The following is a 25,610-nucleotide window of genomic DNA, read 5'->3' on the forward strand; positions in this document are numbered from 1 at the left end:
ATAGGAGTTGAGCATATGTCGCGATTTCCAAAAGCGAACTATACAACACACGGTGGGAAACGAATCTATCGCTCGTCATTTGATCGATTCATGGACGATTTCAAAAGAACTTTATTCAAGAAGGAGGATGTGGAATGGAGAAGCGATTTATCCCCGAAGAAACGACCCGTATCGAAGCACTGAGACAACGGGCTGTAAAGGTTCGCAACAATGCCATAGACGGTTTGATCGAACTGAACAAACTGGAGAAGGAATTACGAGAACTGAGCAAGGAGGAGGTGATACAAGATGGAGAAGGAGACTAGGATCGCTGCTGTTGACAAAATTAGCGTTCGCTCTGAGAAGCAGTTCGCCCTTATTGATCCAGAAACAAGAGAAGTTATCGGGACACTTACTCAGCAACACATGAGCGATGGTCGTATTTTCACAACCCGTGACGAGACATCATTGGGTAAACGCAAGGCAGCTACCGCTACTACAAAACGTAGCATGACAGAAGCTGACAAGAAACAGATCGCAGAACTGGACGCTTATTTGAAAGAAATGAAACGCAAGAAGTAATTGAATTGGGGGACAGAAATGGATTCACGCCCTATGAGATGACGGGCAACAATAAAACTAATCCTATAGGAGCGTGACCATACCATGGCACTATTATCAAAAAAGAAAGTATCTTTCAACGAACTGGAATCAAAAACTATCACCAAGATCAATGCATTCCTTGCAAAGAGAAATGACGCGAATGCTGCGGTATCCGAATTCACCTATGAACTTCGTGAACTTAACGATCAAATCCATGCAAAGAACGAAGAGTATGCAGACACTTACAATTCCGATCTGTTACGCGAGATTTCAGTACTGAAAAAGAAGAAAGCTGATGTAATAGAACTAGCTCAAATTCAACGTGAAGCTTTTGGCAAAGGTGATACAAAATTGGTTCTGACTGATGCCGATATTGCCGACCTGACCAAGACCCTTGCACCATATCAAAAGCGTGAAATGGAAGCACGAGAAAAAGTGTATAAGCAGATCGCAGAACTTGAGAAGTCCTTGGAAGAACTGGAAGACGCTCGTGAAGAGTATCTAACAGACTACTGGGTTCCAATGAACAGTCTTGCAATCATGGCAACTGGTGAATGGTACCCTTTAAATCATCTGAAACACGAACAGCCATTACGTGAATCGCAAGTTAAGATGTATCAGATCACGTATCATAATGCATTCCCAAAAGGACTAATTTAATGAAAAGCAAAAGGGCTTTGGTAGGATATTATCCCGCCATTGCCCCTTTTTTATGCCAATTTGAAAGACTTTATAAAATAACTGAACAAATAATTTCAAATATGTTCACATCGTTACTCAGACTTGTTACAATTGGATTCAGTCGGTTTTAGAAAGGATTGTTTACTTAATGTCTGAGATCCACAAGTTCCATTACGGAAATTCCACCATTGATTATTCACTTACATATGGAACAAAGAAGAAAGACATTACCGTTTCGGTCGATTGGGTTAACGGGGTTGGTGTTAATGCTCCAGACAACATCGAGCAAGGCGTTATCGATCGTATTCTACACAAAAAAGCACCCTGGATTCTAAAGAAACTTTATGAGTTTAACGAAATCAAGCAGCTATCAATTCCTAAGGAGTATCTAAGCGGCGAAAAGTTTCCGTATCTAGGACGACAATACCGTCTTAAAGTAAATGTCAGTAATATCCGACATGCAACTTTATCGTTCCATCAAGGTCGGTTTATTGCAGAAATTCCGATGAATTGGGACGAATCACAACGTCAGCAACAATTATACGAACTTTTCCGTCACTGGTACATCACTCACGGATATATAAAGATACAAGAACGGCTAAGGTTTTATTCTGCCAAAATGGAATGTAGTCCGTCCAAGCTAATCGTGAAAGATCAGCAAATGCGTTGGGGTAGCTGTACGAAAAACGGAACGATCAATATCAACTGGAAGATACTGATGGCTCCGATGGCGATTGTTGATTATGTAATTGTTCACGAACTGGCACATATGAAGCAGCCCGATCATTCACCAGCATTTTGGGCAACGGTTCAATCTGTGTTGCCCGATTACGAAAGTCGCAAGGAATGGCTAAGGGTTCATGGTGCTACTCTTACCTTTTGAAGTGGACTTTCGCTAAGTCCAGAACCTTTTGAGGCAGGGACTCTAGCTTATCACTCGGACATTTACTTGCCCGTAGTTGACGCTTGATTCTCTGTCTCATCTCTCTTTGTACGTCTTCCTTCTCCGTCCATTCAACGACCTGAGCAAGCCCCGAAACGTCCTCAACGATGATCTGCGTTAAGTCTTTCATAGCCTCGTTATCTTCATCGGTTTTTCCTAGTTCCTTTTGAAACATTAAATAAAAAGCATACTCTTGTTTCGATAATCCCAATTTCTCCGCTTCACTGGTGTAGCCCTTCATTCCGTTCAACAATTCTTTCAATTCCAGTACAAGCTGCACAGCTTCGATACGATCTTCTTTCCTAGATAGGATCAGCTTCTCCAGCTTTTCACGCAGCGATGTGTAGTAAACGGGGTTTTCATCCAACTTAACTTTGATCTCATGACGAATTGCATGTTCCATTTCTGAAGCCTTCGCTTCGTCCGATTTCATATCGTCGATCTTTTGCGAAAACTTGCTGGACAGAATATCAATTGGGTCATGTAGAATTTCGATTGAACTGGCTGTGATATTGTCCTCGATCAGCTTCTTTACCTTTTCGCCACAGTCACTAATGTCCAATTCATCGTCACGAAAACGTTGCTTTGCCGCCAATCTGACTTTCCCCAAAAACTTCAAATCTTCACGATACGGATTCGCGGCAGGATTCGGCATGATCATGTCCATACTTTGGGAAAACTTCTTAAAAGCAATATCGAAATCGGTACGAACATCTTCTGGTTCCAAGACTTTGATGCACGCTTCCAAGTCGGTCTTGTTTATTGAATCAAATAATCTCATAGCAGAACGATGACGGGTCTGTAGACGCGGCAGCTCGCTGGAGATAGGCAACATAGCCCCTTGGACATCCCTATCATTAAAGATGCCTAGAGCCTGTTTTAGAAAGCCTGAGACGCCGTAGTAATCAACGATCAGTCCGTAATCCTTTTTGTCGTATGTACGATTAACACGAGCAATCGCCTGTAACAGATTATGCTCTTTTAGTGGCTTATCGAGATACATAACTTGTTCGATTGGGGCGTCAAATCCCGTCAACAGCATATCACAAACGATAATGAACGCTAGCTTATCTTCCGATAACGGCTTTTTGAAACGTTCTATATACTGTTTCTGCTGGTCTTTAGTCAAATGAAATTGCTTCAACTCGTCAGAATCATTATGCGATCCCGACATAATAACAACCGACTCAGGAGCGTTTAACTTATCCAGCGTATTTTTATACAGAACAGCCGTCTCACGATTAATTGCAACGATATGAGCCTTGAAGCCATTTGGTTTTATGTGCGTCTCATAATGTTCGAGGATATCTAGGCATATGGCTTCAATCCGTTTTGGGGATGCTGTAATGGCTTCTTCGTTAGCATACTTCTGTTTGATACGTTCCCGATCTTCTTCCGAATACATCTGGAACATACGTTCAAATAACGCATCCAACGTTTTCCCTTCGATATTCAGTTCGGGCATCCTGCCATCATAAAGAATCGGAACCGTCGCACCGTCTTCGACCGCCTGTTGTATTGTGTATGTATCTATGTACGACCCGAACGTTTTTGTCGTGCTTTTGTCCTGCTTGTCGATCGGTGTTCCCGTAAATCCTAAGTAGCATGCGTTAGGAAGCACGGTACGCATGTTCGTCGCCAACCCTTTGTATTGCGTACGATGACTTTCGTCAACAAGCACAAAGACATTTGGAGCCGTACTTAATGCAGTTGCGTCTTGGTCGTCTTGAAACTTTTGAACCGTTGTCATGATAGTCGTACCTGATCCAAGTTTCAGCAGATCGCGAAGTTTTGCTACACTAGTAGCCTGACTAGGATTGGGAAATCCGCAACGTCTGAACGTATTTGTAATCTGAGTATCCAAATCTTTTCGGTCGGTGACGATCACGATCGTCGGATTCTCCAGTTGTTTCACGCGGCGAAGTTTTACCGATAGATACAACATCGTCAGTGACTTACCCGAACCTTGCGTATGCCAAACGACACCGCCGCGATCCTCTGGTGATGCCGCTGTTTGGATGCGTTCGATGGCTTTATTAACGGCACGGAACTGTTGGTATCGTGCTAACTTCTTGATCGTCTTGCCACCTTCAGGTTCGTATACTATAAAGTTCTGAATCAAGTCGAGTAGATTCTGTTTGGTTAACATCCCAGCGACTAATATGTCCTGTGGGTTTGGGCTATCTGCAACATCAGTCAAAGTTAGTGGGTACGGGTCTTTCCACTCACCGTAATGACGCAGTCTTGCACCGACTGTAGCATATTTTGCTTGTTGACCACACGTTGTAATCAACATTTGATTGTAGTAAAACAGTCGCTCCGAATCCCGTTGATAACGTTCCAACTGTTTGACGGCTTGGGCGATTGGACTGGTGATGAAAGCACTTTTGCACTCGATGACGACCAGCGGAATCCCGTTAACAAATAGAATAACGTCTGGAATGATATTATCAGTTACGCCGCCAACCTTGAATTGGTCAACTACCAGAAACTCGTTGTTGTCAATGTTATCGAAGTCGATCAATTTGACCGTCTGATTCTTTTTACCCTTGCCTAAGTCTTGTTCGATGGAAATGTAATTGACGATGTCGTTGTACAGACGTTCATTAGCTTCCATCAAGCTGGAGGATTCGATGTGGGTCACGTATCGAACGACCTTGCGTAAGTTGTTGGCATCGATCCAAGGATTGATCCGTTTGATGGCATTTTCCAGTCGACCTTCTAATACAATCTCACGTAGCGTATCCCGCTCCGCAACCAAAGCCGAGCCATGAATATATACATAGCCCAGTCGTTTCAGTTGGTCGATGATGCGATTTTCAACGAGTTGCTTCTCGTTCCAGTCGTTTGTGGGTGTTGTCATACTACGACCACCTCAGCGTTTTCGTCTACGTTGACGCGTACTTTGCCTGTAAGAAGGGATTGCATTAATGCTTTCTTTAATTCAATCTTCTTATCTCTTTCTAGTTTATTGACTCTGATTTGGTCATCTAAAGATGCAAATATCCTCACAATTTTCTGTTGTTCTTCCAAAGGCGGCACCGCAAATTTAAGCTGTTTCAGCTTATTAAAAGATAAAACTAGTTGTGACGTCCCGACTACAACTTTTGCAATTTGTTTAGACAAGTAGTTATTTAAAACTGACGCAAAAAAATCTGGATTTACACCAACAACCTTAAATACAGGGTAAAAGTAACTTATAATCCCTCTATCAATAATGTTATTAACGTTAAAAATGAAAACACCGTCATCACTTCTTGACCTATATGTGAAGAAACCTCGTGGTATAACGTGGTAGCCTATGTTTTCGTTTGTTGTAACTTGACGATTATTAAAATAATCTGTCTGAAATACAAGCCCTTTACGTGAAGATGTCAATACCGGATATTGATTATTTACTGTGGTTTTCTCTTTATATTCTTCAATATATTCACCCAATTGCTTAATTTCCCACTCCGTAGGAATCTTGCCGAACTCCGTTCCCTTGAACTCGGTGTGATCGATTCCTTTAGTTAACAACTGTTGCATCAAGCCCTGCTTGACGACTTCCGTTTGCTTGATGATCGCTTCTGTCTTGGCGATGGCGTCGTCAACGGACGTCAGGACGGCTGCGATTTTACTTTGCTCCAGAAGTGGCGGAAGTGGTAACTTAAACTGGCGTATTTGTTGATAATTTAGTCCTTCTCTCGTTTGACCTGCTTGTTCCTCACGGATTTGCTTTTGACCATAAAAAGAATTAAGAAAATGTGATAAAAAACGATAATCCACCTTACTATTTGGTCTGAGAATACAAACGTGTTGATTAACATTTGCTTCCCCAAATCCAGTTGGAACATATGTACTTCGTCCTATTGAAGCACCAGTTATGTTTAATAAGACATCATGCTCCATTACTTTTGAACGTGCCATTTTGTTATGTGTCTCATTATCAATAAAAACTATATCGTCCATCCTTAAGCCATCTTGATAAACGTTCTGACTTCTAATAAATGGAATACCTTGACTTAAATAGACAGAACTCCCGCCCTTAGGAGTTGCACCACTCCCAATAAACATTAAAAATTCATCAAAAAGATTGACTTCCCATTCACTCGGAACCTGACCGAAGTTCGTTTTTTTTATTTTTTCATTCACCATAGCCCAACTCCCTCAGATACCCGTTCATCACCAATTCGACTTCTTGCCGTTCTTCTTCCAGTTTCCTCAAATCTGCAATTGCTTCCTCCACGTCAATCTCTTCTACTTCATCGGTGGTATCTACATAACGAGCAATATTTAGATTGAAATCGTTCTGACGAATCGCTTGTATGTCAACAACACGAGAATACTTTTCAACTTCTTCCCATTTACAATAGGCATTGAGTATCTTTTCGATATCCTCGTTACGCAAGAAGTTCTGGTTCTTACCTTCTTGGTAATCGTTTGCCCCATTTAGGAAGAATACTTTGCCCTTCTTGTCAGCGTCCTTTTTTCGGTTAAACACGAGAATACACGCTGGTATGCTCGTTCCGTAGAACAAATTAGAAGGCAGTCCAATTACTGCTTCAAGTAAATCTTCTTCCGATAAACCTTGACGAATCGCACCTTCCGCCCCGCCACGAAACAGAACACCATGCGGCATAACAACTCCCGCTTTTCCCGTATGGTTAAGTGATGAAATCATATGCTGTACGAATCCCAAATCGCCTTTGTCTTTTGGTGGCAAACCGAAACGAAAGCGTCCGTACCCATCTTCTTCAATGTCTTCACGCCCCCAATTTTTCAAACTGAACGGAGGATTTGCAATCACACGGTCATACAGCATTAACTCGCCATCCTCAACCAATTTGGGGTCACGGATTGAGTCACCTTTTTCGATACGATGATCACTTAGACCGTGCAATAACATATTCATTTTACAAATCGCCCACGTATTTAGATTCTTTTCCTGACCATGAAGCGTCAAGTTACGGGGATTGCCGCCCTTGGACTTTATATAGTCAACAGATTGAATCAACATACCTCCTGACCCTGCGGTCGGGTCACAGATACGCATTCCTTCCTCTGGCTTAATCAGTTTAACGATTAGTTCAACGACTTTGGTCGGTGTATAAAATTCGCCACCCTTTTTCCCAGCATCGTCGGCAAACTTTCCAATCAAATACTCATAAGCCCGACCTAACATATCTGGCTCTGATAAATTGGCGTTCGATAAGTCGATGGACGAGAAATGCTGAATCAATTGCAGAATTACTTTATCGGGTAATTTCTCTTTATCGTTGAAGTCAATAGTTGCCAGAACGCCTTGCAGCGTAGCATTATCTTCTTCAAGAAGTTCAAATGCTATGTTAATAGCCGCCCCAACGTCTTGGGTTACGGTACGCAAGTGTGACCATCTTGCTCGTTCTGGAACGAAGAACTGATGCTCATCATGATCGTTCCAACCGTAGTCTTCGCCTTCTTCACGTTGGATACGTTCTGCCACTTCCACAAATACATCATTCAATCGTTTCAAAAACAACATTCCGAATATGTAGTTTTTATAATCTGAGGAATCGATGCTCCCACGTAAAATGTTAGCTGATTCCCATAAATGTGATTCAAGTTGCTGTAACGTCAATTTTGACATGATGATTTTTGCCTCCAGTAATCTAGTAATCGACTGTATTATTTCGCTGACATTCAGTGTAATTCCTTCTGAATCGAAAAGATCGTGTCTAATATATAGTAAATTGTGAACGGAGGAAACATTTAACCCCAAGGATATTTACAAATAAATACAGTTGAGTTATTATGGAAATAGCGGAAGCACCGCCATATCGTGTTAATTCACGTTTGGTTTGGTGCTTTTTTATTTTTACTATCAGATTATCGGGGGAAAAAATAATGGCGAAACATGTAATGACTGACGCGGATTTAGACAACTGCATCTTCTTTCAGACCGTTGTAGAGGTTAGTTTTGGAGGGGAATTAGCTGATGAGGGACTAGTGCAGGACTATACAGATGAATCAGTTAAAATCAACGGATGGCACTATTTACGTTGTAATTCTACCATCAAAAAAAGCAGAAAACGTTGATCTATCAAGCTTTTTCAGTACCTTGATAATGTATCATAACTGGCTTTTAATTGGTCCTCCCGGTACAGGGAAAACGATGCTCGTAAAGCGCATGCCCTCGATTCTGCCGCCTATGACTGACAAAGAAGCCTTAGAAGTCACGAAAATTTACAGCGCCTCAGGAAAGCTTATTGATCGCTCCTCTCTCATGCGTACAAGATCGTTTAGAGCTCCGCACCATACGATTTCGCCAGCCGGACTTGTCGGAGGCGGAACAATACCCAAACCCGGAGAAGTTAGCTTATCTCATCGCGGCATTCTTTTTCTGGATGAACTTCCGGAATTCACGAGAATGGCCCTCGAAGTACTTAGACAGCCGCTTGAGGATCGTCATGTTACAATTGCAAGAGCAAGAGCGGTTTACACATTCCCCTCCCACTTTATTCTGGCTGCCGCCATGAATCCATGTCCTTGCGGGTATTATGGAACCCAAACAGAAGGTAATGCATGCACCTGCAGTCCAGCTAAAATTGTTCATTATCGTTCTAAGATATCAGGTCCTCTGCTTGATCGTATCGATCTGCATGTCGAAGTGCCTAAACCAAGTTATTCACAACTAAAGGAACGAACCAATCACTTGTCTTCCAAAGAAATGTTAATCCAAGTTATGCGCGCACATCAAAGACAACAACAACGCTATGCTGGAACAGGCATTCAGCATAATAATGAATTGAGCGGGAAGCGGATGAGACAAATTTGCCATTTAACACCAGAAGGCGATCAACTGCTTAGTGCTTCTTTTGAAGCTTTGGGACTTAGTGCAAGAGCCCATGATCGCATCCTGCGGCTAGCCCTTACCATCGCTGATCTCGAGGAAAGTGACAGTATCCAGCCACAGCATCTGGCAGAGGCAATCCAATACCGTAATTTGGATAAAAAGCAGCGGATTGAGGAGATTGAGATTTGATGTTGTGAAAAAGAGCCTTTTGACGCGTTGTCTTTATCGACAGACGGTTCTCAAAAGGCTCCTTGTATGTGTTCTATATGAGGTGCGTCTCCATCTACGGATACTTCTACAGTGATCACATCAAATTGAATGGACTGCTCGTATTTTTGAAAACGATGTAAGTAAAATTGTGCCGTCTCTTTGACTTTCAATTGCTTGCGATAGTCGACGGATTCTTTGGCTGAGCCAAAACGACCTGAAGGACGCCTTGTTCTGACCTCAACAAAGATTAACTTATTGGCTTTCTCAGCAATAATATCAAGCTCGCCAGTGCGGCAGCGCCAATTACGCTCCACAATTCGGTAATCATGCTCACTAAGAAATGCTTCAGCCAACTCTTCGCCAAGCTTCCCCAACTGCTTCCGATCATCTTTACGAAGCTCTGTCATCTTTCATTCCTCGACGATCTCATTCGGTTATCTGAACGATAGATAAAACTTAACACCTCTGCGACCAATTGATACAGTTCTGGGGGAATTTCTTGATCTAAATCCAACTTCGACAACACTTCAACCAATGAGGAATCCTCCTGAATGGGGATCCCATTCTCCTTGGCTTTCTGCAGAATGGCTTCTGCCATGTGTCCTTTCCCTTTTGCAATGAGGGTTGGGGCTTTTTGTGCTTCAGGTGAGTAGCGAAGCGCTACAGCCTTCTTAAGAGGAGTCGGCCCAGACTCCTCAGATGCATTCTTTTGCTTGGTCATGCTCGGAAATCCACCCCTTTGTAGGCTTTTGGCTGATATAGCGCTCGAAGGTCTACTCTTCCGTCAGATGCCCCTTGCTTGGAAGCTTCATTCTCTACAACAGGCGGCTGTGGATATGGCGAGCATTTTAATGAGATAAATTGGTAACCCGCTTTATTCATAGCTGCTGTTATTTCTTCTTTGGACTCCTCCATTAAGGGAGCTAACGCAGGATGATCATTGTGGATGTTCAAGGATACGATTTTGTTGACGACATGCACATCAAGCAAAGTATTGCCCATTACTTTCATTTGCAGGTCAAACAGCAAACGACAATTGCTCGCGTCTACTTCCCCGCGCTTTCCTTTGCGGGATTGAATGTGAATGGCGGCAGATTGCTGGCCAGTACCATCCATGAAGGGGACAAACAATGTCATATGGGCAAACATAGAGCTCTTGTCACCAGTCAACATGAGCTGTTGTCCTGTAATTTGCCCAAGAGCTTGCTGCGCCGCTCCTTTGAGCGGCGCTGGCGTGTCATCTGAGGCTGTGAGCTGCAGCAGCAGACTCTTTAGTGTGTCAGCAGCAGGCTTGACAGTGTCGTCCTGCTGGGATGCTGTGGCGATCAGATTAGGCAGCTGATCGTCTGTGTTGTTGCGACCCCGTAGGATTGCGTCTGCGCGCTCATCTAGCTTCAACGCTAGATGAGACTCGTGCTCCACGCCTACGGCTTTGAGCATGCGGCTGATCCAGTTTGACTCTGGATCAGCCTCGGGCACGCTTGGCGCAGCGCTGCGTTGCTGCGCCTCTGGTGGAGCCGCCTTCTGCTTCGCAGGCGGCTCTGGTTGTACCTGCGAACCCGCCGCGGGCGGTTCGCCTTGTGCAGGCTCAGCGCTGCGCGCCTGAGCCTCTGGCGAGGCCGCCTCCGCTGCGCGGGCGGCCTTGGGCCCCGCCGCCGGCTGCGCCGAGGCGGCGGCAGCGGTCTCCGCGCGTGGCGCAGCCGCCGCGGGAAGCTCCGCGCCCGCTGCAACCGCTGCAGCGGGCGGAGCCTTAACGGCAGCAGCCGCAGGCGCGCTGCCGGGCACCACAGGCGGCGACCCTGCGGGAGCCGCCTTAGCTTCACCGCCAGCCTGCGAAGCAGCTGGCGAAACCGCAGCTGCGGCGGAAGCCCGCAGCTCCTTGAGCAGCGATAGCACCTGCTTCGCGGTATCAGCTGCTGGATGTGCTGTATCTTGCTCAAGCAGGGCTGTCGCCTGCTGCTCTAGCTGCTCCAGCACCTTACCGACAGGCGGCCCCGTGGTAACCTGTCTCAAAGCCCCCACAGTCGCCTCTGTGAGCGGCAATCCCTTTTTGTAGGCAAGGATTGCAGCCTGTGCCCATTCTTCCTTATTGACACCCTCAGGCATGCTGCGCATGACAGCCTCAAAAGCCTTCACGTTGTCCTTGGATAGCGGAACGCCTTCCTGCTGCATCTGCTGCACCATTTGACGATTCCCAGCCGTATCTTTAATCGTGAATGCCTTTAACAGCTCGCTAAGCGAATCATCAGCTATTTGCAAATCTGACGCCGTTAGTGGCTTGAGCAGGATTTGACCGCCACTAGACTCCGGCTGCACTTGCAGCATCGTAACATCCCCTTGCTTAAGGGGTGTTTCCAACTTAGCCCGAACTTGCACACCGCCAATATTAATCAACGCTTCTTGGTCACTCAGCAACTGAAGCACAACACCTTTAACAATTTGTCCTACTTTTAGTTCAAGCACCTTACTTTCAGATGCTGTTAAATCACCGACTAAACTGCGAATTAAACCACTAATATTTATGGCATCTCACCTCAAATCTTCCTAACGCTTATGTATATTATCGGCGGCTGATTGCCTTTTCGTTACAATAATAAGTTATATGAGATCCAATTCCAGCTGTTCAGACTCCACAACATTCTCTTTCTCTTCTAATTGCGCCATCACATTACGTATAAATAATTTCCGATGCAGCGGTGTAGGTCCATAACGCAAAAGCATTTCTCTATGGTGCTTTGTTGCATATCCTTTATGTATAGCAATTCCGTACTCGGGATATTGTTCATCCCATTCCACACACATGCGATCTCTGGTAACCTTAGCGATTATCGAAGCAGCTGCAATAGATTGACTAAGTGTATCTCCATGAATGATCGCGGATTGCTCTATGTCCAACTCAACATTCTCCGCATCAACAAGCAGATAATCAGGTGCTATAGCTAACCGCTGCACGGCCTGCTTCATAGCAAGTCTCGCTGCTTGTTTTATATTAATCGCATCAATCCTATCCACATCCACAATACCTATACCAACAGCTAATGCCTCATTCATGATCTGATCATAAAAGACATCTCGCTTCTTTTCAGAAAGCTTTTTGGAATCGTCCACACCTTCCAGCACATATCCCATCGGAAGTATAACCGCAGCTGCTACGACATCCCCAAATAAACAGCCTCTTCCTACCTCATCGATACCCGCAATAAGAGTAAAACCTTGCTCCCACAGTAGTTTTTCATGCTCTAGCAATGGCTTTCGCCCCTTTCCATCTCCTCATTATAAAGGATTGGCGTTTAGACAAGCCATACCCATTTTTTCACATTCTCAGTATAAAAAAGAAAAGTCACCCCCAGACCCGCTTGATTAGCTAAGTCCAAAAGTGACTGTACCTTTATCTCTTCTTATCTTTTATCTAAAGGCTTCTCCAAAGAAATACGCCCCATCTTGCCCGCTCTAAGCTCACGAATAATGATTAATGAGGCTTTGTCCAAATCCACTTTGCCCCCGCTCACAATCGCTCCGCGCTTACGACCGATAGCCTCCATGACTTTGACCATTTCCTGAATATCGTCCAAATCCTCAGGAAGGTCTTGAACCCCAAATCGTTCTTGAATACCGGCCCCATAATTCTGAACCATATATTTAACGACAAAGAGTGCAATCTCGTCTAAATGAAGCAGTTCTTCCTTAATGGCTCCCGTTGCTGCCAATCTCATTCCAACCATTTGGTCTTCGAATTTTGGCCACAAAATACCTGGCGTATCGAGCAAGTCCATTTCGGTTCCAACTTTAATCCATTGCTGCCCCTTCGTAACACCAGGCTTATCTCCGGTTGCTGCAATCTTCTTACCTGCTAATTGGTTAATCAACGTCGATTTCCCAACGTTAGGGATACCTACGATGAGCGCTCTTACGGCACGGGGATTAATCCCTTTGCTAAGCTGCCGTTCAATTTTATGGGCCCAAAGCTGCTTAACTCGCGGCAAAATTTCTTTGACGTGCGTTCCGGTCGCTGCATCAATCGGCAAGGCTGGCAGTCCTTGGTCAGCAAAATATTTAACCCATTCTGCAGTCACTTGCGGATCTGCCAAGTCATTCTTATTCAGCAGTACCAATCGCGGTTTATCTTTCAAAATCTTATCAACCATCGGGTTCCGACTGGAGAGCGGTATGCGGGCATCCAAGAGCTCGATCACAACATCAATCAGCTTAAGCTTTTCTTCAATCTGTCTTCGAGCCTTGGTCATGTGACCGGGAAACCATTGAATGGTCATTCTTCTTCACCTCAAAAATGTATGAAACTGATTTTGCTCACTGGCCAAAAAATGACTTCCGCACGGCCTACAATTTTGTTGTAAGGTATGAAGCCAATCGCTCGGCTGTCTTTGGAGTTACCACGGTTATCTCCCATTGCGAATATTTCATCTTCAGGCACTTTTTTCTCTTGAAAATCGGATAACGTATTATAGGGATGTCCTTCTTTTTTCGCCTGCTCAATCGCATCCTTGATATAAGGCTGATCAATCTCTTGACCATTAATGAACACCTTGTCACCCGTAACCTTTACGGTCTCACCTGGGAGAGCAATTACGCGTTTAATGTAATCCTTACCTTCCGGCGCATGGAAAACGATAACCTCGCCGCGTTTGGGTGAGCGAATATCATAAACAATTTTATTGACTATGAGTCGTTCACCTGTGAAAAAATTCGGACGCATGGAATCTCCATCAACAATAAAAGGAGAGAACAGGAACCAACGAATGATAATCACGAGCACTCCCGCGATCACTAATGCTTTGATCCATTCCCATGTTTCGCTTTTCGTCGTTTTAACGGGAGTCGTTTCTGTTGTTTTATCCGGCTCTATGTAAGGCTGTTCTTGATTACTGTGTTCCATCACTGATTGCCTCTTTTCCAGTTTTGGTTTATCTCTAGTATGTACCATGAAAATGAAAAGGAGACTTGCCTGAACAAGCCCCCCGTTTTCTTATCGAATTTCTTTAATTCTTGCTGCTTTACCACGAAGACCACGCAGATAATAAAGTTTCGCACGACGAACTTTACCACGGCGAGCCACTTCAATCTTGTCAATCTTCGGAGAATGGAATGGGAAAGTTCTTTCCACACCCACACCGTAAGAAATTTTACGAACTGTAAACGTTTCGCTGATTCCACCGCCGTGGCGTTTAATAACAACACCTTCGAACAGCTGAATACGCTCACGTGTACCCTCGATAACTTTTACGTGTACTTTAAGTGTGTCTCCTGGACGGAAATTAGGAATATCCGTACGGAGTTGCTCTTTCGTAATCTCTTGAATAAGATTCATAGTTGACTCCCTCCTTCCACACAGGTGTTCATTCCGCTTATTGGCATAGTCGTTCTTAGTTGTTATGCGTAGAGGACCACCAGACTCGAACTGTTGAAAAATTCACAACAGAATATATACTATCATAGACAGGAAAGAAATTCAATAGAGAAGTTTTTGGGGGCTTACTCCTCTTGTTTCCGCCCTTTCCATTCAACCACCCAAGCTTTTTCTTCTTTGGATAGTTCTCTTCCTTCAAGCAAATCAGGACGGCGTTCTAGTGTTCGGAACAGAGACTCCTTGAGGCGCCAACGCTTCACATTTTCGTGATGCCCTGATAACAACATCTCAGGTACTTCCCAATCTCTAAACTTAGCAGGCCTTGTATAGTGGGGATATTCCAGCAAGCCTGTAGAGAATGAATCCGTCACGGCTGACATCTCATTACCGAGCACACCAGGCAGCAGCCTCACTACGCTGTCTATAACAACCATAGCGGGTAACTCGCCGCCTGTTAACACATAATCACCGATGGATAGTTCTTCCGTCACTAGATACTGCCTAATGCGCTCATCATAGCCTTCATAATGACCACAAATAAACACGAGATGCTGTTCGTTAGACAGCTCCTCCGCTTTCTTCTGCGTGAACGTCTCCCCTTGTGGACACATAAGAATCACTCGCGGCTTCACTGAGTCTTGTCCATCTTCTTGATGTATAGGCAAACTCTCCACAGCAGCAAATATCGGTTCTGGCTTAAGAACCATCCCTCCACCGCCGCCATATGGATAATCATCTACTGTGTTATGCTTATTATTGGAATAATCTCGAAAATTAACCGTCTTGAGAGCAACAATCCCCTTGTCACGAGCTTTCCCTAAAATGCTGGACGAAAACACACCCTCGAACATTTCCGGGAACAGGGTCAATACATCGATTCTCATTCCATTAATCCTTCCATCAGATGAATACGAATCGTTTTGTTGGCAATGTCTACATCCAGTATCACATCATCAATGACAGGAAGCAGCAGCTGTTTGCCTTTCGGTAAAGAAACGACCCATACATCATTAGCCCCTGGTGTCAAAACCTCAGAAACAAGCCCTAACTCTTGGCCTTCTTCCGTAACGACCTTACAGCCAATGATCTCGTGATAATAGTATTCTCCCTCTTCAAGCGGCTGCTGTTCCTTAGCTTCAATCTTAAGAAGCGAGCCTTTGAATTTCTCAACTTCATTAATGTTAGAGAACTCTGCAAACTGCAAGATAAACATATTTTTATGTAAGCGGGAGGTTTGCACCGTCACCGGCGTTTGCTTATTTTGAGAATCTACAATAATCAATGCATTTCCTTTATCGAAACGCTCAGGAAAATCAGTTTCCGGAACCACTTTTAGCTCTCCGCGAATACCATGGCTATTCACAATTCGACCAACTGTCACAAGTTTTTCGCTCATATGCGCTTGCCCAACCTCCACATTAATTTACCTTCAAAACCATACAAGAAAAAGGTTAGGAACTAAATCCTAACCTAATTTCTTATGAAACGATTTCAACAGCTACCCGTTTCGTTTCTTTCACTGCTGCCGACGTGACAACTGTTCGGAGCGACTTCGCAATCTTGCCTTGCTTGCCAATCACTTTACCGACATCGCCCGGATGGACAGAAAGCCTGTACTCGATCTTGTCATCTTTCTCCACCACAGTGACACGTACTTCTTCCGGATGATCGACAAGAGCCTTAGCAATAACGGTGATAAGATCCTTCATGAACCCACCCTCCGAAAGATAACAGATTACTTCTGTAATTTCAGCTCGTGAAACTTAGTCATCAGACCTGCTTTTGAGAACAAGCTGCGAACTGTATCGGACGGTTGAGCGCCAGTTTGAAGCCATTTCAGCGCTTTCTCCTCATCAAGAGTTACAGCTGCTGGTTCAACAATTGGGTTATAAGTACCGATTTCTTCGATAAAACGACCATCACGCGGGGAACGGGAATCCGAAACCACCACACGGTAAAAAGGAGCTTTATGAGCGCCTACACGTTTAAGACGAATACGTACTGCCATGAAAAATCACCTCCTACTTAGAATAAAATGCTTATTTAAAAGGGGAATTTAAATCCCTTGCCTAGTTTCTTCATGCCTTTGGCACCTTTAGGTCCCATCATGCCGGAAAACTGCTTCATCATTTTGCGCATATCGTCAAATTGCTTAATGAAACGGTTGACCTCTTGTACCGAGTTGCCGCTGCCTTGAGCAATCCGTTTGCGACGGTTCGCATTGAGAAGTTCAGGCTTGCGTTTCTCTTCGGTTGTCATCGACTTCACAATAGCTTCAACACGTGCCATTTGTTTGTCGTCAACCTTCATATCTTTCATGCCCTTGATCTTATTCGCTCCTGGCAGCATCTCAAGAATTTGATCCAGAGGCCCCATCTTCTTCACTTGCTCCATTTGATCAAGGAAATCCTCGAAGGTGAATTCGGCGTTGCGCATTTTGCGCTCCATCTCTTTCGCCTTGTCCATGTCGATACCGGCTTGCGCTTTCTCAATCAAGGTAAGCATATCGCCCATGCCAAGAATTCTTGAGGCCATACGATCAGGGAAGAATGGTTCTAGAGCATCCATTTTCTCACCGCTAGCCACAAACTTAATTGGGCAACCTGTTACAGCTTTAACCGATAACGCCGCGCCACCGCGGGTATCGCCATCCAGCTTGGTCAGTACAACACCCGTAAGCTCAAGCTGCCCATGAAAGCTTTCTGCAACATTGACTGCATCCTGCCCGGTCATCGCATCGACAACGAGCAATATTTCATCCGGTTCAACAGCAGTTCGAACATTTTTCAGCTCGTCCATCAGGTTTTCATCAATGTGCAAACGACCTGCGGTATCGATAATGACATAATCATTACCGTTATCCTTGGCATGCTGAAGTCCTGCTTTAGCAATATCGACAGGATTTACTTGATCGCCGAGTGAAAATACCGGAACATTGAGTTGTTCTCCAAGAACCTGCAGCTGCTTGATCGCAGCCGGACGATAAATGTCACAGGCTACAAGAAGCGGCCTATGGTTTTGTTTAAGGAGCATCTTCGCTAGCTTACCAGATGTTGTTGTCTTACCTGCCCCTTGCAAACCTGCCATCATGATGACAGTTGGCGGTCGGTTCGATCGAGCTAACTTACTTTGTGTACCGCCCATAAGTGCGGTTAGCTCTTTGTTAACGATATCGATAACGACCATGCCTGGTGTGAAGGATTTCAATACTTCTTGTCCGATGGACTGTTCCTTCACCTTAGCAATAAAGTCTTTGACTACTTTAAAGTTAACGTCCGCTTCAAGCAGCGCCAATCGTACTTCGCGAAGCGCTTCGCCTACATCTTCTTCCGTCAGCTTACCTTTGCTTCTCAGCTTACCGAAAACGTTCTGTAACCGGCTTGCCAATCCTTCAAATGCCATGCGCTTCACCTCCTGCTTCTGGACTTTTTATGTTTTAATCGATCCCTACTATTGTATCAAAAAGTTCCGTTGTTTTCCTCTTTAGCTCTGGTTCGCAAACTTCAAGCACCTGAACCAGTTCCGAACGCAGCTTCATGCGTTGTTCGTGCTTATGTACCAGATGCAATTTGCTCTCATATTCCTGAAGAGTTGACTCTGCTCGTTTAATATGTTCATAAACCGCTTGGCGGCTAATTTCAAAATTCTCAGCGATTTCTCCTAGCGAGTAATCATCATGAAAATACAGTTGGAGGAACGTTCTCTGTTTATCGGTCAACAGCGGTTCATAGAAATCAAATAGCAAGTTAACGCGATTCGTTTTCTCAAGCATTTGATCGATCGACATGATCCACCTCCGTAAAGGTTGCACGCTTGACAGCAGCACAACAGAACTTATCATACTGAATTCCAAGATGAATGTCAAGCATTTGACCTTGTCAGTTTAAGAACAAAAAAAAACCTCTAACCAATAAACGGCTGAGGAGAATTTTTCATACATCAGAGAAGCAAATGATTAAACATTTTCTTCTTTTTGCTCGCCGATCCATTTGCCAAAAAGGGCATGCACGAATTGCTCGGAATCAAAAGGCTGAAGATCATCCATTTTCTCACCGAGGCCAACGAACTTCACAGGAAGTGATAACTCCTGACGGATCGCAACAACTATACCGCCTTTGGCCGTACCATCGAGCTTAGAAAGCACCAACCCTGTCAGACCTGTTTTATCACCGAAAAGCTTTGCTTGGCTGAGTGCATTTTGTCCGGTAGTAGCATCTAAAACGAGAATTACTTCATGAGGAGCATCTGGAACTTCACGCTGGATAACGCGGTAGATCTTATTCAGTTCCTCCATCAAATTCACTTTGTTTTGTAAACGACCCGCAGTGTCGCATAACAAGATGTCTACACCACGCGTTTTCGCAGCCTGCACCGCATCAAACATGACGGCAGCAGGGTCGGAGCCTGAATGCTGTTTAATCACATCCACACCAACACGCTCGCCCCAAGTTTCCAACTGCTCAATGGCTCCGGCACGAAATGTATCGCCTGCAGCCATTAATACTTTTTTTCCTTGAGATTTGAACATGTGTGCCATTTTACCGATTGTCGTTGTCTTCCCTACGCCATTCACACCAACAAACAAAATGACAGATAAGCCATTTGGATTTAACTTCAGTCCTGCATCAGCGTCACCCTTTAACAGCTCGATCAACTTTTCGGAGAGGACCGGTTGCAGTTCCGCGGGATCTTCTATTTTGCGGTTCTTCACCTCGGCGCGAAGCTGATCGATTAGCTTAAGAACTGTATTTACACCCACATCAGCGCCAATTAGAATTTCTTCAAGCTCTTCATAAAAGTCTTCATCTATCTTCTTTCGGCGGCTAAATAAATCATCCACACGATCGACGAAGGCATCTCTTGTTTTCGTTAGTCCTTCTTTGAACTTATTCGTAACCGCTTCGGCCTTGCTGGAAATACTTTCCTTTAATCGTTTAAAAAAGCTCATGGTTCCTCCTAATAAAATAACATTTACCCTAATTATGATGCGGACATGGCCGCTTCTTCATCCTCTAAACGAACGGAAACGAGCTTGGAAACACCACCCTCTTGCATCGTTACCCCATACAGCACATCCGCTTCCTCCATTGTCCCCTTGCGGTGCGTAACCACGATAAATTGCGTCATTTCAGAGAACTCACGCAAGTATTCGGCAAAACGAGATACGTTCGCTTCGTCCAAAGCAGCTTCTACTTCATCGAGTACGCAGAATGGAACCGGCTTTACGCGGATAATCGAGAATAACAGTGCAATTGCTGTGAGAGCGCGCTCTCCACCGGAAAGAAGCTGAAGATTTTGCAGCTTTTTACCTGGCGGCTGTGCAACAATCTCGATACCTGTATCCAGCATATTCTCCGGTTCAGATAGAATCAAATCCGCACGGCCACCACCGAATAATTTAGCAAATACGACGCCAAAATGCGAGCGAATCGCATCAAAGGTGGTCTTAAACCGTTTGGACATTTCTTGATCCATTTCACGGATGACCTGATAAAGCGTCGTTTTAGCTTCGATCAAGTCGTTTTTCTGAGAGTCTAAGAATTCATAACGCTCAGAGACCCTTGCATATTCTTCAATAGCGCCAAGGTTCACATCACCGAGCGAAGCGATCTCACGTTTAAGTTCACGCACTCTGCTCTGCGTACCTTGGATATCCTCAGGAACTGGGTAGCGCTCTTTTGCTAGCTCATAGCTAAGCTCATATTCTTCCCCTAACTTCTTCAGCAAGTTTTCTAGTTCAACATCCAGTCGAGTTACACGGACCTCAGTTTGATGCAGACCCTCTTCAACCTGTTTCAACTGAATACGTTGCGTCCGTGTTTCATTTTCTCCTTGCTCAAGCTTATGTAACCATTCCGTTCGCTCAGCTCGTTTGAAATCAATGTTTTCTGAGCATTGCTGCTTCTTGAGCTTGAGATCGTTAAGTAATTCAACTTGTAGTACAGTCTCTTGCTCAAGTGCAGCCATATCTTTCTCCAGCTGCTCAAGCAGACCGCGGTTCATTTCCATCTCGCGATCAACTTCTCCAAGATCCTGCTGCAGTCGACGCTGTTGATCCTGAAGTGACTGTTTCTCTTGTGAAATAGAAGCAACCTTGACCTTCAAATCCGTCAACTGGCTTTGCAGCTCTTCCTTTTCCGACTCACTCGCTTTACGGGAGTGCTCGGCATCTCGAATCGCTTGCTGCAAAGAAGCTTCCTCTTGCTGCAGTTCAGCAAGCGCTGCTTCAGACGCGACTTTCTTCCGTCCAAGATCAGCCTGCTCTTCTAGCAGCGAACCTCGATCTTGACTATCCAGCGTAAGCTGTTCCTCGACTGTACGGCTCTCAGACTCCAGAGGATTCAATTCTGCCCGAATTTGCTGCTCTGTGATACGCTTTTGCTCACCCTGTTGACGGAGCTGTTCGATCGTCATCATATCATCCGTAATCTCGCGCTTCATCACGCTGGATTGGCTGCGCAAACCGCTGAGCTGCTGCTCGGAAGTTTTAATCTCCTGATCCAGCTCCTCAATTTGACGTTGACGCCCAAGCAGATTCGTTGATTTCTTCTGCAAGCTTCCGCCTGTCATCGAACCGCCAGGGTTCACGACATCACCTTCCAGCGTCACAACCCGATAGCGATACTGTGCTTTTGCAGCGATATGATTCGCATCTTCTAAGCTCTGCGCCACGACAACATTCCCAAGCAGGCTTGAGAAGATGTTCTGGTAGGTGGATTCAAATGAAACAAGATCTACAGCAAGCCCGACAAAACCTTTGGAAGATTTCAAAGAACTAAGCTCACTGTCCGAAATCGAGCGGCCGCGAATAACATTCATAGGCAGGAACGTAGCTCGTCCCATTTGACGGCGCTTCAAGAAGGCAATGGCTTCACGCCCATCCGCTTCGGTCTCGACAACGATATTTTGCAAGGCGCCGCCGAGCGCCGTCTCAATCGCCGTCTCAACGTCAGCCGGCACCTTAACAAGCTCAGCTACGGCCCCGCGAATACCACGCAAATCCTTGCGGCTCTTCGCTTTAAGAACTTCTTTAACTCCTTGCATGAAGCCATCGTAATCATTTGCCATCTCTTTCATCGTATCGCGGCGAGATGTCAGCGCATCCAGCTTCTGCTCCCATTTGCGGACCATGCCTTGTGCTTCATCGAGCAGCCCTTGCTTGCTTTTCAAGCTTTGGGTTAACTGCACATACCTTTGTCGTTCGTTCTCAATTTCGCTTACCGTTTGTTCCAATTTAGCCGTCAACTCTTGCTTACGGACTGAAATCTTCTCGCGCTGTTCCGCCCATTTCTGACGTTCTTCATCAAGCCTTTCCAAACGACGACCGATGCTTTCCGTTTGCTGCTCAGCGTAACGAATCTCGTTCCTCGCCTGAGCCATTCGGTTTAATGTTTCCAACAATTCGCCCTTCAACTGATCTTCAGGTGAGGAACTGATACCACCGTTAACTCCAAGTAACCGCTGTTCTTCCGCGGTCAGCTTGGCTTGAAACTCAAATAGTTGGGCGCCAATTTGGATGATTTTCTCCCGCTGTTGACTCAGCTCAGCTTCTTTATCTATTTTACGCTGCTCTTGCATAGCGATTGTAGCGCTTAGCTGCTGGTGATTAGCTACATAATTCTTTTTTCGTTCCTTGAGCACTTCGCCATGCCCTTCGCACTTCTCAAAATCTTCGCTCAGCTGAAGTAAACTTTCTTGAAGCTTTTCCAGCTCCTCCTCTAACCTGCGAGTTTCCCATCGATGCTTCTCTAATTGCGCATCATGCTGATTCACAATCGTCGAAAGCTCTGTTTGTTCCTTGATTAGTTTCTCTAGCAGTTGCTTCGCATCGTTCCATGAAATGTAAATCTGATCAATTTGATGCACATACATTGCAATCTCACTGCTTTTGAGCGTCTCCCGAAGCTCTTTATAGCGAATCGCCTTTTCAGACTGCTCGCGAAGCGGTTCAATTTGATCCTCAAGCTCAGAAACCAGGTCGTGAATCCGCAGCAAATTTTGCTCGGTGTCACTTAATTTTTTCTCAGCTTCACGTTTACGCGATTTATATTTAACAATCCCCGAAGCCTCTTCAAAAATCCCACGACGATCTTCGGATTTCGTACTTAAAATTTCTTCGATACGGCCTTGTCCAATAATCGAATAAGCTTCTTTTCCTATCCCCGTATCCATAAACAATTCTGTAATATCTTTCAGGCGGCAGGGCTGCTTATTAATTAAATACTCACTTTCCCCATTACGATGCACTCTGCGAGTAACCGTCACTTCATTGAAGTCAAGTGGAAGCGATTGCGACGTATTATCTAGCGTCAGCGAGACTTCCCCATAATTGACAGCTCGACGCGCATCACTGCCTGCAAAAATAACATCTTCCATTTTACCGCCACGTAAGGACTTCGCACTTTGCTCACCTAACACCCAGCGGATACCGTCCGAAATGTTGCTTTTTCCACTGCCATTAGGACCTACAACCGCGGTTATACCGCGCACAAATTCCAGTTCCGTACGGTCTGCGAAAGACTTAAACCCGGATAATTCAATCCGTTTCAAAAACATGGTCTCACCTCAGAAATTATTGTAACATATCCCTAATAAAAATAAGAGAAAAAAACAAAAAAGGCGGCCGCAGCCGCCCCTTAAAGCCATATGCATTGCATTACCGCTGAACGGTCACATTCAATTTCGACAAGGCCCCAGCAGCTGCCTGCTGTTCCGCTTCTTTCTTGGAACGTCCTGCTCCAGTTCCCAGAAGGTCGGCATCCATGTGCACTTCAGCTACAAACTCACGTTCATGAGCAGGCCCTCGTTCGTTCACAATGCGGTATTCCAATGAACCCATGTTGTGATGTTGGATATGCTCCTGCAAGAGAGTCTTGTAATCAATAATTAACAATTTACCTTCACTGGAGATCTTTGCGAAAACGTGCTTTTCGAGAAAACCTTTTACGATATTCAAGCCTTGATCAAGGTATAAAGCTCCAACAAAGGACTCGAAAACGTCGGCAAGGAGCGCCGGGCGTGACCGCCCTCCAGTTAACTCTTCCCCTTTACCAAGTAATACAAAAGCACCGAAATCCAAATCATCAGCGAACGTAACGAGTGACGGCTCACAAACGATAGACGCCCTGAGCTTCGTCAATTCACCTTCTGAACGCCCTGGATAAGAATCATATAAAAATTCCGAAACCGTTAGTTCAAGGACAGCATCCCCAAGAAACTCCAGACGCTCGTTATCTTTATGCCCAGCAATACGGTGTTCATTGACGTAAGAAGAATGGGTAAAAGCTTGCTGAAGCAGCTCTTTTTTACGAAATGTAATCCCTATTCGCTGCTGCAGTTCTTTAATATCACGGTTCATTGCCTTTATTCACCACCCAGAGAGAATGATATTCCGTTATCTTTCTTCGTAGGAAGGCAAATTATGCTTCAAACCTTTTCAAGATAATCGTTGCATTATGTCCACCAAAACCAAATGAGTTCGACATCGCAATGTCAACCTTCGCCGCGCGGGCTGTGTTTGGCACATAATCCAAATCACATTCCGGGTCTTGGTTGACCAGATTGATCGTCGGTGCAATCAAGCTATTAGAAATGGTTAAACCACAGATAACTGCTTCTACACCGCCTGCAGCGCCAAGTAAATGCCCTGTCATTGATTTTGTAGAGCTAACAGCTACTTTGTAGGCATGTTCACCAAAAGCCTTCTTAATAGCCGTAGTCTCTGATCTATCTCCTACTGGCGTAGACGTTCCATGAGCATTAATGTAAGAAATCGACTCTGGGCTAATGCCCGCGTCTTTAATTGCTTTGACCATACAACGTGCTGCCCCGTCCGGATCTGGATCTGTCATGTGATAAGCATCACCGCTCATCCCATAACCAATCACTTCGGCATAGATGCGTGCCCCACGCTTCTGCGCATGTTCTAGCGATTCCAAAATCATTACGCCTGCTCCTTCGCCCATGACAAAACCATCGCGGTCTGTATCAAACGGGCGGCTCGCCAAGTGAGGCTCTTCATTGCGAGTTGACATCGCACGCAAAGCGCAGAAGCCAGCCACACCAATCGGCGTAATCGTTGCCTCAGCACCGCCGCAAATCATTACGTCAGCATCGCCACGTTGAATCATTTTGAATGAATCACCGATGGAGTGTGTACCTGTCGCACAGGCAGTAACAGCCGTGGAGTTCGGTCCTTTTGCTCCTGTAATCATTGAAACTTGACCAGACGCCATATTCGCAATCATCATCGGAATAAAGAAGGGAGATACGCGTTTCGGACCCTTTTCCAAAAGAATTCTATGCTGTTCTTCCCATGTATTCAATCCACCAATTCCTGAACCAACCGATACGCCCACACGTTCAGGATCCGTATCTTCCTTTACATTCAAGTTCGCGTCTTTTAGCGCATTAACCGCACCAGCAACAGCGAATTGAACGAAACGATCCATTCGACGTGAATCCTTACGATCCACATAATCTTCAATATTAAAATCTTTAACCTCAGCAGCAATACGAGTCGGATACTCGCTTACATCAAAATTCTCGATCAAACTGATTCCGGATTTACCAGAAGTCAGATTGCCCCAAAACGTTTCTAAATCTTGACCAAGGGCAGTAACTACGCCCATACCTGTAATTACAACTCTGTTCATTTGTACCACCTTCTATGTAGTAAAGCACCATTGTTTATTGTTTGAAAATGGAGAGAAAGTCCCGTCTTGATTAGAAACGGGACTCGGTAGACTATTACGTATGAGATTTTATGTAATTCGTAACTTCTCCTACAGTCGTAATCTTCTCGGCATCTTCATCGGAAATTTCTAAATCGAACTCATCTTCTAATTCCATTACTAATTCAACTACATCGAGAGAATCAGCACCTAGATCTTCTTTAAAAGATGCTTCGAGGGTGACTTCAGCTTCATCAACCCCTAGACGATCGACAACAATTCGTTTAACACGATCCAATACGTCGGACATCCGGTTCACCTCCTCTTTGGTATTATACGAGA

General features: G+C 44.9%; 26 protein-coding genes. 5 read left to right on the forward strand and 21 right to left on the reverse strand.

Going from position 1 to position 25,610, the window contains the following annotated elements; genetic code table 11:
• The first annotated feature begins 134 nt into the window (after positions 1-134).
• From ASG93_RS35095 to ASG93_RS14230, 4 genes are all read left to right on the forward strand, one after another.
• A complete protein-coding gene (locus tag ASG93_RS35095; RefSeq protein WP_156410893.1) occupies positions 135-305 on the forward strand; it encodes a hypothetical protein in 171 nt (56 codons plus the stop codon).
• Entirely contained in the window at positions 289-561 is a 273-nt protein-coding gene (locus ASG93_RS14220) for a hypothetical protein (RefSeq protein ID WP_056832948.1), read from the forward strand. The genes ASG93_RS35095 and ASG93_RS14220 overlap by 17 nt, the downstream gene beginning before the upstream one ends.
• A gap of 84 nt (positions 562-645) precedes the next feature.
• Positions 646-1,242, forward strand: a complete 597-nt coding sequence (locus ASG93_RS14225; protein WP_056832950.1) for a hypothetical protein — start codon at positions 646-648, stop codon at positions 1,240-1,242.
• Positions 1,243-1,411: 169 nt separating this feature from the next.
• Complete coding sequence (locus tag ASG93_RS14230) at positions 1,412-2,146, forward strand: M48 family metallopeptidase (protein ID WP_056832952.1); 735 nt, start codon at positions 1,412-1,414, stop codon at positions 2,144-2,146.
• On the opposite strand, the gene ASG93_RS14235 is transcribed toward ASG93_RS14230, so the two are convergent.
• Genes ASG93_RS14235 through ASG93_RS14245 form a run of 3 tightly spaced genes read right to left on the reverse strand, consistent with a single transcriptional unit; the run spans position 2,136 to position 7,814 of the window.
• A complete protein-coding gene (locus tag ASG93_RS14235; protein ID WP_056832954.1) occupies positions 2,136-5,069 on the reverse strand; it encodes a type I restriction endonuclease subunit R in 2,934 nt (977 codons plus the stop codon). The two genes, ASG93_RS14230 and ASG93_RS14235, sit on opposite strands and share 11 nt — an antisense overlap.
• Entirely contained in the window at positions 5,066-6,343 is a 1,278-nt protein-coding gene (locus tag ASG93_RS14240; protein ID WP_056832956.1) for a restriction endonuclease subunit S, read from the reverse strand. The genes ASG93_RS14235 and ASG93_RS14240 overlap by 4 nt, the downstream gene beginning before the upstream one ends.
• Positions 6,333-7,814 carry a type I restriction-modification system subunit M gene (locus tag ASG93_RS14245; RefSeq protein WP_056832958.1) on the reverse strand — a complete coding sequence of 494 codons (1,482 nt, stop codon included), beginning with the start codon at positions 7,812-7,814 and terminating at the stop codon, positions 6,333-6,335. Before ASG93_RS14245 ends, ASG93_RS14240 begins: the two co-directional genes overlap by 11 nt.
• 375 nt (positions 7,815-8,189) lie before the next feature.
• On the opposite strand from ASG93_RS14245, the gene ASG93_RS14250 reads away from it, so the two are divergent.
• Complete coding sequence (locus tag ASG93_RS14250; protein ID WP_056832961.1) at positions 8,190-9,209, forward strand: YifB family Mg chelatase-like AAA ATPase; 1,020 nt, start codon at positions 8,190-8,192, stop codon at positions 9,207-9,209.
• 50 nt (positions 9,210-9,259) lie between these two features.
• On the opposite strand, the gene ASG93_RS14255 is transcribed toward ASG93_RS14250, so the two are convergent.
• The 18 genes from ASG93_RS14255 to acpP all read right to left on the reverse strand — a co-directional run bounded on the left by ASG93_RS14255 (position 9,260) and on the right by acpP (position 25,578).
• Entirely contained in the window at positions 9,260-9,637 is a 378-nt protein-coding gene (locus ASG93_RS14255; protein ID WP_056832963.1) for a YraN family protein, read from the reverse strand.
• On the reverse strand, positions 9,634-9,951 hold the full coding sequence (locus ASG93_RS14260) for an EscU/YscU/HrcU family type III secretion system export apparatus switch protein (protein WP_056832965.1): 318 nt from the start codon (positions 9,949-9,951) through the stop codon (positions 9,634-9,636). The genes ASG93_RS14255 and ASG93_RS14260 overlap by 4 nt, the downstream gene beginning before the upstream one ends.
• Positions 9,948-11,693, reverse strand: coding sequence for a hypothetical protein (locus tag ASG93_RS14265; protein WP_056832967.1), 1,746 nt, complete (start codon positions 11,691-11,693; stop codon positions 9,948-9,950). Before ASG93_RS14265 ends, ASG93_RS14260 begins: the two co-directional genes overlap by 4 nt.
• 135 nt (positions 11,694-11,828) lie before the next feature.
• On the reverse strand, positions 11,829-12,476 hold the full coding sequence (locus tag ASG93_RS14270) for a ribonuclease HII (protein WP_063891870.1): 648 nt from the start codon (positions 12,474-12,476) through the stop codon (positions 11,829-11,831).
• A 152-nt stretch (positions 12,477-12,628) separates the two neighbouring features.
• Entirely contained in the window at positions 12,629-13,501 is an 873-nt protein-coding gene (gene ylqF / locus ASG93_RS14275; protein WP_056832969.1) for a ribosome biogenesis GTPase YlqF, read from the reverse strand.
• Positions 13,502-13,512: 11 nt separating this feature from the next.
• The gene (gene lepB, locus ASG93_RS14280; protein WP_082614900.1) at positions 13,513-14,124 is read right to left on the reverse strand and encodes a signal peptidase I; all 612 of its coding nucleotides are present in this window, start codon (positions 14,122-14,124) and stop codon (positions 13,513-13,515) included.
• A gap of 90 nt (positions 14,125-14,214) precedes the next feature.
• Positions 14,215-14,556: a 50S ribosomal protein L19 gene (gene rplS / locus ASG93_RS14285; protein ID WP_028558249.1), complete on the reverse strand. Its 342-nt coding sequence runs from the start codon at positions 14,554-14,556 to the stop codon at positions 14,215-14,217.
• Positions 14,557-14,720: 164 nt separating this feature from the next.
• Positions 14,721-15,479, reverse strand: coding sequence for a tRNA (guanosine(37)-N1)-methyltransferase TrmD (gene trmD / locus ASG93_RS14290; RefSeq protein ID WP_056832970.1), 759 nt, complete (start codon positions 15,477-15,479; stop codon positions 14,721-14,723).
• Positions 15,476-15,991: a ribosome maturation factor RimM gene (gene rimM, locus ASG93_RS14295; RefSeq protein ID WP_056832972.1), complete on the reverse strand. Its 516-nt coding sequence runs from the start codon at positions 15,989-15,991 to the stop codon at positions 15,476-15,478. Before rimM ends, trmD begins: the two co-directional genes overlap by 4 nt.
• 82 nt (positions 15,992-16,073) lie before the next feature.
• The gene (locus ASG93_RS14300) at positions 16,074-16,304 is read right to left on the reverse strand and encodes a KH domain-containing protein (RefSeq protein ID WP_056832974.1); all 231 of its coding nucleotides are present in this window, start codon (positions 16,302-16,304) and stop codon (positions 16,074-16,076) included.
• A 26-nt stretch (positions 16,305-16,330) separates the two neighbouring features.
• Complete coding sequence (rpsP, locus tag ASG93_RS14305; RefSeq protein WP_056832976.1) at positions 16,331-16,603, reverse strand: 30S ribosomal protein S16; 273 nt, start codon at positions 16,601-16,603, stop codon at positions 16,331-16,333.
• A 35-nt stretch (positions 16,604-16,638) separates the two neighbouring features.
• Positions 16,639-17,997, reverse strand: a complete 1,359-nt coding sequence (gene ffh, locus ASG93_RS14310) for a signal recognition particle protein (RefSeq protein WP_056832978.1) — start codon at positions 17,995-17,997, stop codon at positions 16,639-16,641.
• Positions 17,998-18,031: 34 nt separating this feature from the next.
• Positions 18,032-18,382, reverse strand: a complete 351-nt coding sequence (locus ASG93_RS14315; RefSeq protein ID WP_056832980.1) for a putative DNA-binding protein — start codon at positions 18,380-18,382, stop codon at positions 18,032-18,034.
• Positions 18,383-18,550: 168 nt separating this feature from the next.
• The gene (gene ftsY, locus ASG93_RS14320; RefSeq protein ID WP_056832982.1) at positions 18,551-19,543 is read right to left on the reverse strand and encodes a signal recognition particle-docking protein FtsY; all 993 of its coding nucleotides are present in this window, start codon (positions 19,541-19,543) and stop codon (positions 18,551-18,553) included.
• Between the two features lie 32 nt (positions 19,544-19,575).
• Positions 19,576-23,151: a chromosome segregation protein SMC gene (gene smc / locus ASG93_RS14325; RefSeq protein ID WP_056832984.1), complete on the reverse strand. Its 3,576-nt coding sequence runs from the start codon at positions 23,149-23,151 to the stop codon at positions 19,576-19,578.
• Positions 23,152-23,251: 100 nt separating this feature from the next.
• Entirely contained in the window at positions 23,252-23,953 is a 702-nt protein-coding gene (gene rnc, locus ASG93_RS14330; RefSeq protein ID WP_056832986.1) for a ribonuclease III, read from the reverse strand.
• A 61-nt stretch (positions 23,954-24,014) separates the two neighbouring features.
• On the reverse strand, positions 24,015-25,250 hold the full coding sequence (fabF, locus tag ASG93_RS14335) for a beta-ketoacyl-ACP synthase II (protein ID WP_056832988.1): 1,236 nt from the start codon (positions 25,248-25,250) through the stop codon (positions 24,015-24,017).
• A gap of 94 nt (positions 25,251-25,344) precedes the next feature.
• Positions 25,345-25,578: an acyl carrier protein gene (gene acpP / locus ASG93_RS14340; protein ID WP_028558238.1), complete on the reverse strand. Its 234-nt coding sequence runs from the start codon at positions 25,576-25,578 to the stop codon at positions 25,345-25,347.
• Between the last annotated feature and the right edge of the window lie 32 nt (positions 25,579-25,610).

Origin of the sequence: Paenibacillus sp. Soil787, assembly GCF_001429545.1 — a bacterium.
Classification (GTDB): Bacteria; Bacillota; Bacilli; order Paenibacillales; family NBRC-103111; genus Paenibacillus_E.